The sequence below is a fragment of the Variimorphobacter sp. HTMS_6 genome, assembly GCF_059717775.1.
In genome coordinates this window covers 1387489-1406498 of record NZ_AP046094.1, presented here as the reverse complement: position 1 = coordinate 1406498, position 19010 = coordinate 1387489, and the positions used below count along the sequence as shown (strand labels likewise).

Below are 19010 nucleotides of genomic sequence, written 5' to 3'. Positions count from 1 at the left end.
CAATCGCCTTCGGTAGACATTGCTTGTAATGTATGTATACTCAGCACTCTATATGCTTTCACAAAATAAAAAGTGCTACAGTATTAAAGATGCTGGGTTCATCCCCCCGGAGAAGCTTAACAAATCTCCAAGAAAAATTGTGTTGTCATGAATAATAGAATATTAAGATATTCGTATTATATCAACCCAGGTTATCTTTGTAAATACCTGTAGCACTTATTAAAATGCTGAAATTTAGCCTAATATTTATGTAAATATCACAAAGCTTAATACACTTTATTCGGCATGCAGATCTTCGGATCATACCCATGATCAGTAAGAGCCTGCACAATCAAAATTTTATGCTCTTCTCCAAAGGTCTCCATAGTAATCGTAAGCTCCACTGCGCTGTTGCGGTTTATGCTTACAAATTGATTATGATCAAGACGAATTACATTTCCCTGTGCTTTAGCGATGATGGAGGCCACATTGACCAGCTCACCCGGTCTATCAGGTAGAAGGACGGATACGGTAAAGATTCTTCCTCTTTGGATTAATCCATGCTGAACGATTGAGGATACGGTGATGATATCCATATTGCCACCGCTTAAGATGGATACTACTTTCTTATTCTTGCACTTTAAATGCTTTAATGCAGCTACCGTTAATAATCCGGAATTCTCAACTACCATCTTATGGTTTTCAATCATATCAAGGAAGTTAACAATTAATTCCTTATCCTGGATTGTGATAATTTCATCCACATATTGTTGGATATAAGGGAATACCACATCACCCGGTGTCTTTACTGCTGTACCATCCGCAATGGTATCCACACCCGGAAGTGTCACTACATGTCCCGCTGCAATCGAAGCCTTCATACATGCTGCTCCTGCAGGCTCTACACCGATGATCTTGACATTAGGATTTAACATCTTTGCCAGGGTTGCAACACCGGCAAGTAAGCCGCCGCCACCAATCGGAGCCAGAATGATATCGACAGTCGGCAAATCCTTAAAAATCTCCATTGCAATGGTACCCTGACCGGTAGCTACCGTCTCATCATTAAATGGATGAATGAAGGTATAGCCGTTTTCCTCCGCCAATTTTAGTGCATGCTGACAGGCTTCATCATAGACATCACCATAAAGGATTACCTCTGCTCCGTAACTTTTGGTGCGATTTACCTTTATCAAAGGAGTTGTGGAAGGCATCACAATAACTGCCTTCGAGCCATAAAGCTTTGCCGCATAAGCCACACCCTGTGCATGATTCCCTGCGGAGGCTGTAATTAAGCCACGTTTTCTCTCTTCCTTGGACAAAGTACTAATTTTATAGTAAGCGCCTCTTACTTTGTAAGCACCGGTGAACTGCATGTTCTCAGGCTTTAAGTACACTTTATTGCCGGTATTATCAGAAAAATAATCGCTGTAAACTAGTTCTGTGCGGAGAATTACCTTTTTCACCGCTTCTGTCGCTTCCTCAAACCTGTCTAAAGTCATCATGATTTATCCCTCCATCTCCGTACTTGGTGCCGATACACCTGAAGCACGATCTAAAATGAATACAAATCGGTCCGGATTAATCGAACTGTTTCGTACTACTCGTTCCTTTGAAATAATGCATTTACAAAATCATCTGCATTGAACTTTTGTAAGTCATCTATCTTCTCGCCAATACCAATGTATTTCACGGGAATTCCAAGCTCAGCCTGAATCGCGATTGCAATTCCGCCCTTTGCAGTGCCATCAAGTTTTGTTAAGACGATACCGGTGATATCCGCCACTTCGTTAAATTCCTTTGCCTGAGCCAAGGCGTTCTGACCTGTAGTACCATCAAGAACCACCAGTGTTTCACGATAAGCCTCCGGATATTCACGTTCAATGACTCGATCTATCTTTTTCAATTCTTCCATCAGATTTTTCTTATTGTGAAGACGTCCTGCTGTATCACATAACAATACATCAATATCCCTGGCTTTCGCAGCGGTTACTGCATCAAATATAACTGCCGCAGGATCGGAGCCTTCCTTTTGTGCTATGATACCCACATTAGCGCGGTTCGCCCATTCGGTCAATTGCTCAATTGCAGCAGCACGGAATGTATCCGCAGCCGCTACCATAACTTTTTTTCCCTGATCCTTCATCTGTCCGGCTAATTTTCCGACCGATGTGGTTTTTCCTACTCCATTTACACCAATGAGCAGCACAACAGATTTTTGGTTTTCAAAATCATACGCTGTTTCTTCAAGCTTCATTTGATCCTTCATACTATTAATCAGAATCTCTCTGCATTCACCTGGTTCTTTGATCTTATCATCTTTTACTTTTTGCCTTAAGTCTTCAATTATTGCAGTTGTGGTATTGATACCGATATCAGCCATAATCAGAATTTCTTCCAATTCCTCGTAGAAATCATTATCAATACTGGAAAAGCCGCTAAATATAGCATCAAATCCGTGTGCAATACTATTTCTTGTTTTTGATAAGCCCTGAACTAGTTTTCCAAAAAAGCCTGTTTTATTATCGCTCATATAACTCTCCTTCTGCCAACCACTACCACACTTGGTCAGCCATTCAATAGACGTGTTATTAAGTATTAATACTCCCACTCTTGCAAACCCCTTGCAAGTTCATTTATTTATCAAGTTCATTTTCAATCAAATTAACGGATACCAATGTTGATACACCCTTTTCCTGCATCGTAATACCGTATAAAATATCCGCAGCAGCCATCGTGCCTCTTCGATGGGTAATAATAATAAATTGTGTATCCTTCGTTAATTTATGCAAATATTTTGCAAAACGATTTACATTTGAATCATCCAGCGCCGCTTCAATCTCATCCAATAAACAGAAAGGCGAAGGCTTCAAATTCTGAATTGCAAATAATAATGATATCGCGGTCAATGCCTTCTCACCACCGGAAAGCTGCATCATATTCTGTAATTTTTTACCTGGCGGCTGTGCATTGATACGAATACCTGCTTCAAGAATATCTTCATTTTCTGTCAACTCAAGATCTGCTTTACCACCTCCGAACAATTCTTTAAATACAATTTCGAATTGTTCATTAATTGCCTTGAATTTTTCACTGAACTGTATTCTCATCTCTTCATCCAACTCATGAATAATTTGAAGAAGAGCCTCTTCCGCTTTCATCAGATCCTCTTTTTGCACGGTCAAGAATTCGAAACGCTCGGATAAATTCTTAAAATCCTCAATCGCGTTCACATTGACATCTCCAAGCTCTCTGATTTTGGATTTGATCTCTGCGATTGTTTTCTTCACCTGAGTTAAACTAATTTCTTCTTCAACCGGATATTCCAAAGCAGTGGTATAAGTAAGCTCATATTCCTCCCACATATAACTCATCTGCTGGTCAGTCTGTTCAATCAGTTTTTCTTTCTGCCCGCTTAATCGATAGCATTCCTTATCAAGCTCATTCATGCGAACTGACAACTCTTCTCTTTTATCAAAGAAGCGTTTATGAATTCCTGTGATACGTTCCTTTTCAGTAGACATCTCTTTAATCCTGTTATCAAGATCCAACTCTGCTATTTTGTACGCTTTGATAATTGTCTCCGTTTGACTGATGGAATGCTTCTTCTCCTCTATTGCCTGAGAAGTTCTCGAGATATCACCATTAAGCGACGCTTCTTCCTCGAACAATCTCTCAATTTCGCGCTTCACACGTTTTACATTCTCCATCACAAATTGATTACTTTGTTCCAGAGAAGATAACTCCAGTTTTAATTGTGACGTCTTTTCATTTGCCTCTTGTTCCAGAACACGTTCCGCTTCCAGAAGCTTTGTTAATTGGTCAATTTTATCTTCGTTTTGCTTATTCAAAAGGAAATTTTGTTCCATCTCCTCATTTAGCTTACTCAGATTATCCTTTAAATCCTTCACCTGTAGTTCAATCTCCTGTAGTTCCTTCACATACTCCAGATAAACACCTTCCGATTCGGACTTTTTCGCAAGTTCCCTGTCCAAATTCATCTTAGCTGTATTCTGTTCCAGATACTTTTCCTGAAGGATTGCTTTTAGCTCCTCCATTCTCGCGCGAAGTGAAGTTCTGATCTCTTTTTGCTCTTCCCTCTGATCAAGAATTTCCTTTAACTGCTTTTGAAGAGAAGAAATCATCTCTTCCATCTCATCAATTTCACGTCTTCTACCCAAGAGATTACTTGCATTTTTATAAGCACCACCGGATATTGAACCGCCGGGTGTTAATAATTCTCCCTCAAGTGTTACAATACGAAGCGAATGATGATATTTTTTCGCTATAACAGTTGCATTGTCTATATGGTCTACTACAATAATTTTACCTAGTAGGTATTCAATTAATGCATTGAATTTTTTGTCTGCTTCAACGAGCGTACTGGCAATTCCAAGAACGCCAGGTTCTTGCAACGCTTTCTCCTGATGGAATCCGGATCCGGAGGACATATTGGTTAACGGTAAAAATGTAGCACGTCCGAATTTGTTCTGCTTCAGATAAGAAATTAACTCCTTCGCAGTCTGTTCATTATCAGTAACGATATTTTGTATCGTACCTCCAAGCGCTGTTTCAATTGCAGTTTCATAGGATTTCTCCACCTTAATAATATCAGCAACTACACCGATAATACCAGGCATCCTCTGCTTTTGTTCCATCACCTTTTTGATACTGATGCCATATCCTTCATAGCGTTCGGTCAGATTGAGGAGAGATTCAAAGCGAGATTTCTCGCCAAGATATCTAGTCTGCATATCATTATACTGAGAATTCAACCGGTCTATACTTAATTGAGTCTCATTTATTTGAACTTGGGTAGAGGTGCTTTCCTGCGTTGATTTGATAATGATATCAGAGACATTTTTCAATTGCTCCTGACCGAATAATATTGCTTCTTCATATTGGAATTCTTCGCTCTTATTCTTTAGAATCTTCTGATTCAATTCAGACTTACGAAGTGTGTTCTGTTCCAACATCATCTCATAGCGTTGCATATTACTTTTTACGCCGGAGTTAATATTCAGATGCTCAAATATTCCATTATTACATTCTTCGATCTCCTTGGTATAACCGGAGATATTCTCTCTGATACGATTTAGTTCTCCCAGTGCTGCAGTAAGACGGTCATCCATAGAGGTTAATTTTTCATCAATGGATTCTTTTTCTTTTAGATAACCGCTTTCTTCTTCCTTCTTCACTTGGATATCATGATTATTGCTATGTAGACGATTATGAATATATTCATCATTTTGCAAAGCAGAGCTGATTTGTTCCTGTAATACTTTGATTTCACCCTCTGATTGTTGAATCTTAAGCTTCAACTCATTAAATTGATTCTTATCTTCTTCAATTACTGTATTACACTCCTCGAGCTGCTGTTCGAGACGAACATATTCCTCCTTCGTATTCTCATATTCACTTTTGGACTGTTCTAAATCAGAGCTTGCAATTGATAACTTTTCTTCCACTTCTTCTTTCAAGGTTTTTAGTCTGTCATATTCCTTTAAGAATAAATTAATATCTAGACTCTTTAACTCTTCTTTATACTTCAAATATACCTTGGCTACCGCTGACTGCTTCTCCAAAGGAGATAATTGCTTTTCAATTTCCTTAATGATATCCGTAACACGGGATAAATTCAACTTTTCTTCGTCTAAGTTTTTCTCCGCAGTTGCCTTACGTCTCTTAAACTTTACAATTCCGGCTGCTTCATCAAACAGTTCTCTACGATCCTCCGGCTTACCGCTTAGAATCTTATCAATCTGCCCTTGGCCAATAATTGAATATCCTTCCTTACCGATACCGGTGTCTAAAAACAGTTCATGTACATCCTTAAGTCGACAGGATGCTCCGTTAATCAAATATTCACTTTCTCCAGATCGATAAACTCTTCGCGCAACAATAACCTCATCATATTCAATTGGTAGCTTATGATCGGAATTATCCAATGTAATTGCTACATATGCATATCCCAAAGGCTTACGTGTCTGCGTTCCGGAGAAGATTACATCTTCCATCTTAGAACCACGTAGCTGTTTCGCACTTTGCTCACCCAGTACCCATCGAACTGCATCTGCAACATTACTTTTACCACTACCATTGGGGCCAACAATTCCCGTAATACCATCATGAAACTCTAAAACAATTTTATTAGCAAAGGATTTGAAACCGTGAACCTCAATACTCTTTAAATACATTAATAGTCTCCCATCTAACTAATTCTTTCGTAGAGATTGAATCGCCTGATTTGCAGCCTCCTGTTCCGCTGCCTTCTTTGTCCTGCCTGTCCCATAACCAATCTCATTATTACCGACACATACAGCAACCTTAAATATTTTGTTATGGTCGGGTCCTTCTTCAGAGATTAATTTATACCTTAATACCTGTTTATTATTCTCATTCTGAATAATTTCCTGTAAGATAGTCTTGCTATCGAAAAAGAGATCTTTATTCTTAACATCCGCCAAAATAAAGCTGTTAATAAACTCTTTTGCATTAGTAAAACCACCGTCCAAATAGATCGCTCCGATTACCGCCTCTAAGGTATCTGATAAAATCGAATCCCTGTTTCTACCTCCGGAGATGTCCTCTCCCTTACCGAGTAACAGATACTCTCCGATATTCAAATCTCTGGCACAGGTTGATAATGTCTGCTCGCATACAATGCTTGCACGAAGCTTTGTCAAATCACCCTCCGTAAGATTCGGATATTCTTTAAATACCTCCTCACTTGTTACCAACTCAAGAACCGCATCACCTAAAAATTCCAACCTCTCATTATTCTTTTCCTTATCCAAACGCATCTCATTGGCATAAGAGCTATGCGTCAATGCGTGTATTAAGATAGAAGGATTAGAAAAATGATAATTAATCTTGTTCTCAAGAAGAACAATCTTTTCTTCCAACCTTTTACGCCCCTTCATAGAATTGGCATTCCTCCTTTCAACCAACCGGATAACACGCCATGCGAGTTTTTCCTGTTATAAAATTATACGAAAAGCCCATAAATAAGGCAAGCCTTATTCACAGGGCTTAATCATATCACATATTTTATTTCTAACGAAAGAAACAAAACTAAGTACTGATCTATCGATTCCTTTATTAGGAATTCAATGCATTTTTGATTTGCTCAAGAGCATCTGAAACAGTAACGATATTTTCTGCTTCCTCATTTGCGATTTCGATATCAAATTCTTCCTCGATACCCATAATGATCTGGAATACGTCTAACGAATCCGCACCCAAATCATCCACAAATGTAGTATCCATCGTAATCTCATCTTCGTCAACATTTAATACTTCGCTGATAATTTTTTGTAATTTTTCAAATTCCATAATCATACACCCTTCTTTTATAATTTGTTGATTGTATTTTTTTAATCGCCTGAAATCCGTTAGAATTCCCGGTTTGCACCTTAATGACATGCTAACCAGCATGCATACCCCAATTTAATCATCTTACTAATCGAGAATTACTCGACATTGCTCAGATTCTTTTTAATCTTCTCATTGATATTCTGCTTTGTAAATGTAACGCATTGTACAATGGAATTACGAATCTCAGTGCTCTTTGAGCTGCCGTGTGTTTTTACCACCAGTCCTTTTAAACCAAGAAGCGGAGCGCCGCCATACTTGGAAGAATCGAAATCTTTAAAAGTCTCTTTCAATGCAGGCTTTACTAATAACGCACCAATCTTACTTCTAAATGTACTCATAAGCCCTGTTTTAACTTTTTTAATCAAAGCTGAGCCCAGACCCTCGTATAGCTTAAGAATTACATTACCTACAAATGCTTCGCAAACAATAACATCCGCAGCACCATTCGGTATCTCTCTCGCCTCAATACTTCCGATAAAATTTATATCCGTGCAATTTTTTAACAATGGGAAGGTTTCTTTCACGAGCATATTGCCCTTCTCTTCTTCCGCACCATTATTGACAATTGCAACCCTAGGGTTTTTAATTCCGATTACGTTCTCCATATATATGGAGCCCATTTTTGCAAATTGAACCAAGTGGGATGGTCTGGCATCTACATTTGCTCCGCAATCTACTAATAAAGAAACACCTGTCATTGTAGGTAAAAGTGGTGCAAGAGGTGGTCGCTCCACTCCCTCAATTCTTCCTACGACAAGCTGTCCCCCTGCAAGCACTGCTCCGGTACTACCCGCAGATACGAATGCATCCGCTTCACCACTCTTAAGCATATTAAGTGCCACAACGATTGAGGAATTTTTCTTGCGACGTATAGCCATAACCGGTGCTTCACAGTTTGTAATTAGCTCCGGTGCATGCACGACCACAATTCTATCCTTGTCATAAGTATACTCACCAAGTGCTTTTTGAATGACCGCTTCGTCACCTGTTAAAACAACTTTAATATCATTATTCTCTTGAACTGCAAGAACTGCTCCTTTGATGATCTCTACAGGTGCGTTATCGCCGCCCATAGCATCTACTGCTACTGTAACCATCTTTTGCATAACACCCTCTCTTAGCTAATCTATTTAACAATATACTCGATATCATTCTAAAAATCAACCACATTTTTGAAAATATAAAACGGGCTATTTCCGTTCAGCTCTCAAAGCAATTGGCATATCCTCGTGTTACTAATACAAGGATATGCCAATTTATACAAGTTATGATTTTTTGTAAAAGAATGATTTGTAAGTTTGAAAACCAATTTGTTGTGATTGTATGATTTGTTCTGTGCTTCCTACAAATAACAATGCATCTTTTTTTAATGCTTTATTAAAATCGGAATAGATCTTATTCTTCGCATCATCTGTGAAGTAGATCAATACATTTCTACAAACAATCAAATCACAATTGGTGGGATAAGCTTCTCTTAGCAAATCATGTTGTTTAAATTCTACACAAGACTTTATAGTATCTGAAATCTGATAAGTACGATCATTAATCTTATTGAAGTACTTCTGTACGTATTCTTCCGGAACGTCTTTAATACTCTTTTCATGATAAAGTCCAACCCTAGCCTTCTCCATTACTTGCTTATCAATGTCTGTTGCTAAAATCTTAATCTGATTTAACGGCACAAACTTAGATAGTAGCATAGCAAGAGAATAAGGTTCATCCCCGGTAGAACAAGCAGCACTCCAAATCTTTAAACTCTTACCAAAGCGTTCCAACAAATACGGAAAAACCTGCTTTTCCAGAACAGTCCATTGCTCCGGATTTCGGAAAAATTCAGACACATTTATCGTAATATAGTTGATAAACTCATCGTATGCAACTCGATCAACCTTAAGCTTTTGCACATAGTCCTTATAGGTAGCGATGCCATGCTTCGTAATAAGTGCCTCAATGCGTCGCTTCATCTGTCGCTCTTTGTAAGAATTCAAATCAATTTTCGTCATATCATAAATGGATTTTTTAAAAGCTTCATAATCTCCGAACAACTTTATTCTCCTTTATCATATGATAGATTGGATTTTATTCAGTTACTTCCTCAGACTCACCTGCTTCAACGCCATCTGCTTCTCTTTCAGGAGCTTCAAGAGCTTTCACGCTTAAGCTAATCTTCTTATCTTCCTTATTGAATTCTACAACCTTAGCAGTTACTTCCTGTCCGATCTTTAATGCATCAGCCGGTTTTTCAACGTGATCTCTAGAAATCTGAGATACATGTAAAAGTGCATCAATACCTGCTTCTAATTCAACAAATGCACCAAAATCAGTCATACGAGCAACTGTACCAGTTACTACATTACCAACCGCATAATTTGTCTCTGCATTAATCCAAGGATTTGCACCTTCAAATTTTAAGCTAAGAGCAATCTTCTCGCCCTGGATATCTTTAACGAAAGCCTTAATGCTATCGCCAACTTTGAAGATCTTCTTAGGATTCTCAACTCTGCCCCAAGACATCTCTGAGATATGAAGAAGACCGTCAGCGCCGCCAAGATCAATGAAAGCACCGAAATCAGTGATATTTTTAACAGTACCTTCTACCGTTGCACCGATCTGAATCTTCTCAAATAACTCTTTCTTTAACTCATTCTTCTTCGCAACGATTAACTGCTTACGATCTCCGATAATTCTTCTCTTCTTAGGGTTGAATTCTGTAATAACGAAATCGATAGTCTCACCATTGTACTTTGTAAGATCTTTTTCGTATGCATCAGAGATTAAGCTTGCAGGAATGAATACTCTTGCTTCATCTACAACTACACTTAATCCACCATTTAATACAGCTGCAACCTTAGCAGTAAGCACTTCATGACTTTCAAATGCTTCTTCTAATCTCTTATTACCCTTTTCTGCAGCAAGTCTCTTGTAGGTTAAGGAAACTTGTCCTTCCCCATCGTTTGCCTTAAGAACCTTAGCCTGCATCGTTTCACCAACAGAAACTACAGTTGTTAAATCAAGGTTAGGAGTATTGGTATACTCATTTCTTGTAATATAACCCTCTGACTTGTAGCCTATATTTAAGATGATTTCATCTTCTTTAACGCTTAAGACAATTCCTTCTACAACGTCACCGTTGCTTATTTGTACTACCTTTTCTTCTTCCAATAATTGTTCAAAACTCTTTTCTGACATTACGGTATGAACCTCCTTGATAATATTGTTTGGGGTAGAAGCCCCTGCTGTAATACCTACATTCCGAGAAGATTTAAACAAACTTAAATCCAGGTCTACGAGTTTCTGTATATAGTAAGTATTTTCACATTCATTTTTGCATATTTCATATAGCTTTCTCGTATTCGAGCTATGTTTTGAGCCTATCACTATCATCGCATCTGACTGCTTCGCCAGTTGATAAGCCTCTGCTTGCCTTTCTTCCGTGGCATTGCAAATTGTGTTTAAAACAAGTATATCATAACCCTTTTTTGATATAATTTCAACTAAATCTTGAAATTTCTTGTAATTAAATGTCGTCTGTGCGACGATACATACCTTCTGTTCCTTCGGAATATCAAAAGAGGAAGCTTCCTCTTCATTTTCAATTACCGTACAATCCGAAGAATTGCCACACCAACCAACAATTCCTTCCACCTCTGGGTGTGCTCGATTTCCGATAATAATGATATGTTGACCTTCTGCATCCTTATCTCTTACGGATCGATGAATCTTCTTAACGTAAGGGCAGGTTGCATCAATTATTTTATGTCCGTAGGATGAAAGCTCTTCCTGAGTTTTTGCTGATATACCATGAGAACGTATAATTATTGTACCCTTTGGTAATGCTTTTAATTCTTCCGGATGTTCAATCACTCGCACTCCCTTTTTGGTTAAATCAGAGACTACTTCTTCGTTATGAATAATCGGTCCGAAGGTATATACATCTACACCGTTCTCCACTTCCTTATAAACCAGATCAACTGCTCTTTTCACTCCAAAACAAAAGCCTGCGCTTTTTGCGGTTGTTATCTTCAAAATGATTCAACTTCCTGTTCTTGATTATTTTGTTTTACATAGATCAACGATGGTTGAAACAACCTCATCGACTGACATATCCGATGTATCCAGATATACAGCGTCTTCTGCTTGCTTTAGCGGTGCAAATTCTCTTGTCATATCACGATTATCTCGTTCAATGATGTCTTTTTCGATATCTCCGATATCAGCTTGTACTCCTTTTTCTTTCAGTTCAAGCCATCTTCTTTTCGCACGTTCACCAGAGCTTGCTGTCAAATAGATTTTTAAATCCGCATTCGGAAGTACATAGGTTCCTATATCCCTTCCATCCATCACAACGCTCTCTCTTTTCGCAAGTTCCTGTTGCAGTTCCACCAGCTTCAAACGTACTGCCTTATTGACTGATGTCGCACTTGCCATATTCCCGACTTCCTCCGTACGAATTAATGCATTCACATTTTCTCCATTTAACACAACCAGCTGTTCGCCTTCCTTGTATTTAATGGAAACATTCACATCCTTACAGGCAGCTTCAATCTTATCCGTCTGTGTTGGCTGGATTTGATTTCTGATAAAATAGAGCGCCATGGCACGGTACATTGCTCCCGTATCCACATAAATAAAACCTAGTTGCTTTGCAATTCGTTTGGCTATGGTGCTTTTACCGGCTCCGGCCGGTCCGTCAATTGCAAGATTAAAAATCCTCATGGCAATTACCTCCGAGTTACTATTTTTGTATCATAAAATGGATAGTCCTGCAAGATATGCCGTCGACCAGGCGATTTGTAAATTAAATCCGCCTGTCAATGCATCCAGATCAAGCACTTCTCCCACAAAATACACATTTTTCATCCGTTTCGATTCCATAGTGGATGGATTAATCTCTTTTACACTGATTCCACCCTTTGTCACGACTGCCTGATTGTAATCACTTAGCTTAGTGATATTAAGCGTAAAGTTCTTAAGCAGGTGTACCAGTCGCAGTCTTTCCTCTTTGGTAATCGAGTTAACTTTCTTTTCCGGATCAATCAAGCTTAGTCGAATGATAACATCTATTAATTTATTTGGCAATAGGTGGTCAAGGGAATTCTTAAATTGTTTATTTTTAATTTCATCAAAATCCCTTAATATTCGTGTATCCAACTGCTCTTCGCTGAGCGCCGGTTTCAAATCTATCATTAATTTTACCTGTGTATTCTTATCCAAATAAGGAATCAGATAACTACTCGCACTTAGAATCACCGGACCGCTCACACCAAAATGTGTGAATAACAGCTCCCCAAAATCACGGTATACTTGCTTATCACCTGCAGTCACCCTTATCTCGATATTACGCAGCGATAATCCCATCAGTTCTTTCACAAATGTTTCCTTGGTATGAAGTGGAACAAGGGAGGGATGTAATTTTGTAACGGTATGTCCCATTTTCTTAGCAAAGTCATAACCATCACCGGTAGAGCCGGTGACCGGATACGAGAGTCCTCCGGTAGCGACAATCACTGCATCTCCCGTAAACTCTTCCTTTGAGTTTCTTACTTTTAATCCATCAAACGCATTGTCCTTAATTAGAATCTCAGTAACTTCGCTATGATAACGGATTGTAACTGATTGATGCTCCAATTCCCTTTTTAACACAGCGATTACGTCCGAGGATTTATCGGATGTGGGAAATACTCTGTTTCCACGTTCCGTTTTAATCGGCAGACCGATTTGTTCAAAGAAATCCATTGCATCATAATTACTAAACGTATGATACGCTCCAAATAAAAACTTTGGATTCGTTACTATTTGATCAAAAAACTCTTCTTTATCGCAAGCATTGGTAATATTACATCTCCCTTTACCAGTGATGAATAATTTCTTACCCAGCTTCTCATTTTTTTCAAGCAAAACAACCTTATGGCCGTTTCTCGCAGCTACAATTGCAGCAAGCATTCCAGCTGCTCCGCCGCCAACAACAAAAACTTTACTCATTTATCATTATGCCTTCCCATTATCTTTGTAATATCTTAATATATTTTCTTCATTGTTACTCAATCTATTTTAATATTAAAGATAGCATAATATTAGGTAATTGTCGAACACAAAATCCTGTATTGCAATTACCTAATCCTATCATTATTTCATTATTATTTTTTCAATAAATAGTTCATTGTATCCGTCTATCTTCATGAAACAACATAAATTTTGCAGATATTTATCTCTTATCCGCTTGCTATAATAATTATTACGATGTTTTAAAAAATAATTTAAAAATAATTTAAATTAAACATCTGCGTAATAAATCAAGTGCATAGACGATACTTTGATTACGAACCCTTTGTCGGTTCCCTGTTAGATGAAGTTCCTTCACCGTCACCTTGCCGGATACATAACATCCTACAAAAACCAGTCCGACCGGCTTATCCGGTGTACCACCGTCAGGCCCTGCAATACCTGTGATTGCAAGTGCTGCATCCGCTCCGGTATTCTTTGCCGCACCGATTGCCATCTCCTGTGCGGTTTGACTGCTCACAGCACCATATGTTTTTAATGTATCTTCATTTACTCCAAGGTATTTCATCTTCGCTTCATTTGAATAAGTAATAAAGCCTTCCTTTAATACTTCCGATACCCCGGCTACGTTCACTAATCGTCCGGTTACCAGCCCGCCGGTACAGGATTCTGCAGTAGTAAGTGTAAAATTCTTCCTAGCCAACTGCTTTACAACTACTTCCTCCAGTGTTTCCTCCTCATCGGTCGAGTAGATATTATCTCCAAAGCGGCGGTACAATTCTTCTACAACCGGTTTTAAGAGTGATTCACCCTCTTCTTCACTATTTGCTCCGGCTGTCACCCTAAAGTGAACCTCAGCATCCTTTGCATAAGGTGCTACCGTCGGATTGGTTTGGCCTTCGATCAAATCCAGTATATCTGTTTCTGCTCTGCTTTCACCAACTCCGCATATCTTAACCATTTTAGATAAGAATATTTTACTTTCTTTATTTCTAAGATACGGATAGATCTTTTTATCAAATAGAGGTATCATCTCTGACGGAGGACCCGGGAGCAGAATTACCATCTTGCCATTATCCTCTACAATATAAGCCGGTGCGGTTCCGTTATCATTATCCAGAACCATACAACCTTCAATTTTTAATGCCTGTTTCCAGTTATTCTCGGTGATAACCGGTGGAACTGCAGTCCCGCTATATCGGAATTTAAAGAAGGAAGCAATTCTCTCCTTGGAATGTTCATCCATAATTAACTCTTTACCCAACACTTTAGCGACTGTTTCCTTCGTCATATCATCCTGCGTAGGTCCCAGTCCGCCTGTTAATATCACTACATCTGAACGGGATAAAGCGGATTGTAATGCATCCACCAATCTCCCCTCATTATCTCCGACTGTAACCTGGTAATATAACGAATATCCCAGCTCTGCACATTTTTTAGATAAATAATTTGCATTGGTATTAACAATATTACCAAGCAACAATTCAGTTCCTACACTAATTAATTCAACCGTCATAGTTTCCATCCTCTCTTTATAAGAAATCTTTAATCGTTTTATGCTAAATATTACATAGAGTTTCAAAAACCTTTCTCAACTTTTCCAAGCTGCCCTTCCTATAATTCTTATTCAATTGCTTAACGTTAAGTATTGCACGGGTTTCATTAACCCTTATCAACGTTTCCAACTTTTCCTTAATATAATTCTAAAATATATTTCGATAAATTAAATATTAGTTTGGATTTCATCAATATGCACATACATACTTATACCCTAAGAATTGCAAAACATATAATCATAAGTAACTGTATGAAGTCGTTGGTACATAGGGTGCGTAGTTTGCAACCTTAAGTACCACTACGTACTTCATCCAAGCGAGAGCGTGTTACTTAGGAAATATGTATTGCAATTCTAATCAATACCTTTATCTGTGCATTTAATGAAATCCAAACTAACCGCATAATACACAATGGAAAGAACACCATTTCATTACTTTGTAAAATATACTGCAATGAAATCGTGTTCTATTTATAAAACTATTATATTGTTTTCTCACTCAGAACGTTTTTATTCTTCACCATATAATCAATCAAAGATACTACGGTCAAGATAACGGACAGATAGATTGCGATTTGCTCGAGTATATTCATCCAATTATAATTAAGGTTGACGATCAGCATTACACTCATGATCATCTGTACATTGGTCTTTACTTTGCCCCACCATCCAGCAGCAATCACTATACCTTTATCCGAAGCGATTAGTCGGAAGCCGCTGATGATAAATTCCCTGGATATAATGATAATTACAATCCATGCAGGGATTTGCTTTAATTCTACAAAACAAATCAGCGCACTGCTGACCAATAGCTTATCGGCTAACGGATCCATAAATTTACCGAAGTTTGTGATAAGATGATACTTTCTGGCAATATAACCATCCGCTAAATCAGAAAGTGCGGCAACCAAAAACACCCCGGCTGCAAGCAGTCGATTATAGGGAATATCCGGCATCAATAAAAATATTAAAAAGAAAGGAATCATGATCACTCTGAATATTGTTATTTTATTTGGCAAATTCATATTATACTCCATTCTGCCTTTAGATCCGGCAAAAGTTTTTTATTCGATAATTAATTCTCCGATTAAATCATAGCCCTTCGCTCCGGTCACATATGTCTTAACCATTTCACCGGATATTAATTCTCTCTCCGAGCGAATGAATATAAATCCGTCAACCTGAGGTGCATCCATATAGGTTCTGGCAATATATACGTTTTCTTCTTCCGCGATTTTGCCTTCCACCAGCGCCTGATATACATTCCCTGCAAGATTTGATGTTTTTTCAAAAATAATACTTTGTTGAAGTTTCATAATATCTTTTTGTCTTTGCTTCTTCACCTTTGATAAGATCTGAGGCTTTAACTGTGCAGCAGGAGTGTTATCTTCCTTGGAATATGTGAATACGCCAAGTCGGTCAAATTGTATCTGCTTCACAAAATCAAGTAACTCCTCATGCTCCTCTTCACTTTCGGTAGGAAAACCGGTTATTAATGTGGTACGAAGTGCAATATCAGGCAAATTCTTACGAAGCTTTGTAATAATATCAATCAAATCTTGACGTGAGGTTCTTCTTCCCATTAATTTCAAGATACGATCGGATGCATGTTGAATCGGCAGGTCCAAATAACGGCAAATCTTTGGTTCTTCCTTCATCACCTCGATCAATTCATCCGTTATCTCCTCCGGATAACAATACAGGATACGAATCCACTCAATCCCTTCAATTGCACATAGCTTCTTCAAAAGCTTCGGTAGGGATTTCTCTCCATACAAATCAACTCCATAAAGAGTAGTTTCCTGTGCAACTAAGATTAGCTCCTTCACACCCTGCTCAGCAAGGTATTGTGCCTCTGTTATTAACTCCTCCATCGCTACACTGCGGTAATTACCCCTGACCTGAGGAATAATACAATAAGTACAATGCTTGTCGCATCCTTCTGCAATCTTTAAATACGTAGAAAACGCTCCTGAGGTAAGCATTCTTTTACTATTACTTTTTGGTAGCTTGTCCAAGTCTTCAAACTCTACATGCTTGGTGCCATTCAAACTATTTTCAATTGCTTTTAAGATATCACTAAAACTTGTTGTTCCAAGAAGTGCATCTACTTCCGGAATCTCGGACAAGATTTCTTCCTTATAACGTTCTGCCAAACAACCGGCAACGATTAGTACTTTCGCACTTTTTGATTTCTTATATTCAGCCATCTCTAGGATGGTATTGATGCTCTCTTGCTTTGCATCATTAATAAAACAACAGGTATTTACAATAATAATATCTGCATCCTGTTCCGTATTCGTAATCTTGTACCCATTCTCATGAAGGATACCAAGCATATTTTCACTGTCTACCAGGTTTTTGTCACAACCAAGGGATATAAAATAAATATTCATTCTTTATGCACGTGCCTTTCAATATTCGTAACTATGTTGCATCACACATTGTAACAGCTTTCTTCTAAAAAATAAACCGTTTTCTACACAAATGATACATTTCGTTCGATTTATTGATAATTCTCCTGCATATTCTTAATATGTTTCAGTCGATTTCCACAAAAGAAAAACGACTTATAATCTCCAACTAAGGAGGAATTCAAAAACCGTTTAATACATCGAATGTCACGCTTATTATCTAGTTCTCTAAGACCTGCATCGATATTTTTGCGGATTTTTTGCATTGCTTTACTTTGATCCACCGTTGTAATCAGCCTACCTTTATCAAAAACTAATTCATAAACCTTTTGATAGGAAAAGCATGCCAATTTTTCTTTCATATAATATTCTTTTGTTAAACCGGCTCCGATTAGGATTGCTCCGTCAAATGGTACCAACGTGCCCACCGAGTTCTTTTCCTCCTCGTAGCTACATGCTGAAAGCTGTTCAACATTTAATAATTCAAGCTTATCCAAAAACAGCTTATAATCCTCAATATGAAGCTGATAATTAAAGGGTTCTAAAAGAGCAGCTTTATTTAACGGTAACATACCGAATACAGACGGATGCACGATAAACTCCTGCTCTGTATTTAAAATATGATAAGGTTTATCACGATATATGATTTGTTGCTCAGAACACATGAAATGCGACCTCTCTCCCCATATATTAGGCGCTTATAGCGCATCAAACGCTAAGCCAGTGCGGATTCTACGCAGTTATTCATTAGCATGGCTATTGTCATCGGTCCCACTCCGCCTGGAACCGGAGTAATTGCTGATACTTGATCTATTACATCTGCGTAATCTACATCGCCGCAAAGCTTGTTATTCTCATCTCTATGAATTCCGACATCAATTACAACTGCGCCTTCTTTCACAAAGTCCTTCGTTACAAAACGAGGTTTCCCAAGTGCTACGATCAGAATGTCTGCTCTCTTTGTAACTTCCTTAAGATCTTTTGTTCTAGAGTGACAAATGGTTACTGTTGCATTCTCACGAAGCATCAGAAGAGCCATCGGTTTACCAACAATATTGCTTCTTCCGATTACAACACATTCTTTGCCTTCTAATGAGATATCCGATCTTTTTAATAATTGAATAACGCCTGCAGGAGTACAGGATACAAATCCTTTCTGCCCAATGCTTAACGCACCCACACTCTGAGGATGAAAACCATCCACATCCTTAGCAGGATCGATTGTCTTAATTACCAAGTCCTCATCTATATGTTTAGGTAGCGGTAACTGAACCAGGATTCCGTTTACCGCTTTATCCTGATTTAACTTTTGAACAAGTGCAAGCAACTCCTCCTGTGTAGTTTCTTCCAGTAGCTCATATGACAGCGAATGAATTCCAATGTACTCACATGCTTTTTTCTTATTTCCCACATAAACAGAGGAAGCCGGATCATTTCCAACCTGGATTACGGCTAGTGTAATCTCGGTTCCATTTACTTTTAGTTCACTAACCTTTTCTTTTAACTCATCTTTAATTTCAGCGGATATTTTCTTCCCATCAATAATCAATGCCATGTTAATCTCCCATCCTAACATATATTCATAGTTATGCCTACTCTAGATGGATCAAAGTAACGGCTTAACCAACTTTTCATTAGCCAATAATATGTTTCTTAAAATTAATGTCTAATATATTCTAATA

15 protein-coding genes are annotated in these 19010 nt (G+C 38.2%); all 15 read right to left on the bottom strand.

The window, feature by feature from the left end:
• Positions 1-266: 266 nt before the first annotated feature.
• On the bottom strand, positions 267-1484 hold the full coding sequence (gene ilvA / locus AC6IWN_RS06290; RefSeq protein ID WP_497991516.1) for a threonine ammonia-lyase: 1218 nt from the start codon (positions 1482-1484) through the stop codon (positions 267-269).
• 95 nt (positions 1485-1579) lie between these two features.
• Positions 1580-2512: a signal recognition particle-docking protein FtsY gene (gene ftsY, locus AC6IWN_RS06285; protein ID WP_497991515.1), complete on the bottom strand. Its 933-nt coding sequence runs from the start codon at positions 2510-2512 to the stop codon at positions 1580-1582.
• A 103-nt stretch (positions 2513-2615) separates the two neighbouring features.
• The gene (smc, locus tag AC6IWN_RS06280) at positions 2616-6176 is read right to left on the bottom strand and encodes a chromosome segregation protein SMC (RefSeq protein WP_497991514.1); all 3561 of its coding nucleotides are present in this window, start codon (positions 6174-6176) and stop codon (positions 2616-2618) included.
• 18 nt (positions 6177-6194) lie between these two features.
• Positions 6195-6884 carry a ribonuclease III gene (gene rnc, locus AC6IWN_RS06275; RefSeq protein ID WP_497992179.1) on the bottom strand — a complete coding sequence of 230 codons (690 nt, stop codon included), beginning with the start codon at positions 6882-6884 and terminating at the stop codon, positions 6195-6197.
• Positions 6885-7080: 196 nt separating this feature from the next.
• Positions 7081-7314, bottom strand: a complete 234-nt coding sequence (acpP, locus tag AC6IWN_RS06270) for an acyl carrier protein (protein ID WP_497991513.1) — start codon at positions 7312-7314, stop codon at positions 7081-7083.
• A gap of 137 nt (positions 7315-7451) precedes the next feature.
• A complete protein-coding gene (gene plsX, locus AC6IWN_RS06265) occupies positions 7452-8462 on the bottom strand; it encodes a phosphate acyltransferase PlsX (RefSeq protein WP_497991512.1) in 1011 nt (336 codons plus the stop codon).
• A gap of 159 nt (positions 8463-8621) precedes the next feature.
• Positions 8622-9401, bottom strand: a complete 780-nt coding sequence (locus AC6IWN_RS06260) for a CheR family methyltransferase (RefSeq protein WP_497991511.1) — start codon at positions 9399-9401, stop codon at positions 8622-8624.
• 34 nt (positions 9402-9435) lie between these two features.
• Positions 9436-11388: a bifunctional 4-hydroxy-3-methylbut-2-enyl diphosphate reductase/30S ribosomal protein S1 gene (locus tag AC6IWN_RS06255; RefSeq protein ID WP_497992178.1), complete on the bottom strand. Its 1953-nt coding sequence runs from the start codon at positions 11386-11388 to the stop codon at positions 9436-9438.
• 18 nt (positions 11389-11406) lie between these two features.
• Positions 11407-12072: a (d)CMP kinase gene (gene cmk, locus AC6IWN_RS06250; protein WP_497991510.1), complete on the bottom strand. Its 666-nt coding sequence runs from the start codon at positions 12070-12072 to the stop codon at positions 11407-11409.
• Between the two features lie 30 nt (positions 12073-12102).
• Positions 12103-13338 carry a BaiN/RdsA family NAD(P)/FAD-dependent oxidoreductase gene (locus tag AC6IWN_RS06245; RefSeq protein WP_497991509.1) on the bottom strand — a complete coding sequence of 412 codons (1236 nt, stop codon included), beginning with the start codon at positions 13336-13338 and terminating at the stop codon, positions 12103-12105.
• A 286-nt stretch (positions 13339-13624) separates the two neighbouring features.
• Complete coding sequence (locus tag AC6IWN_RS06240; RefSeq protein WP_497991508.1) at positions 13625-14875, bottom strand: competence/damage-inducible protein A; 1251 nt, start codon at positions 14873-14875, stop codon at positions 13625-13627.
• Positions 14876-15396: 521 nt separating this feature from the next.
• The gene (gene pgsA, locus AC6IWN_RS06235) at positions 15397-15939 is read right to left on the bottom strand and encodes a CDP-diacylglycerol--glycerol-3-phosphate 3-phosphatidyltransferase (protein ID WP_497991507.1); all 543 of its coding nucleotides are present in this window, start codon (positions 15937-15939) and stop codon (positions 15397-15399) included.
• Positions 15940-15978: 39 nt separating this feature from the next.
• Positions 15979-17310, bottom strand: a complete 1332-nt coding sequence (gene rimO / locus AC6IWN_RS06230) for a 30S ribosomal protein S12 methylthiotransferase RimO (protein ID WP_497991506.1) — start codon at positions 17308-17310, stop codon at positions 15979-15981.
• Between the two features lie 110 nt (positions 17311-17420).
• Positions 17421-17993 (bottom strand): hypothetical protein, encoded by a 573-nt coding sequence (locus AC6IWN_RS06225; protein WP_497991505.1) that lies wholly within the window; start codon positions 17991-17993, stop codon positions 17421-17423.
• A 50-nt stretch (positions 17994-18043) separates the two neighbouring features.
• Positions 18044-18883, bottom strand: a complete 840-nt coding sequence (gene folD / locus AC6IWN_RS06220) for a bifunctional methylenetetrahydrofolate dehydrogenase/methenyltetrahydrofolate cyclohydrolase FolD (RefSeq protein WP_497991504.1) — start codon at positions 18881-18883, stop codon at positions 18044-18046.
• Between the last annotated feature and the right edge of the window lie 127 nt (positions 18884-19010).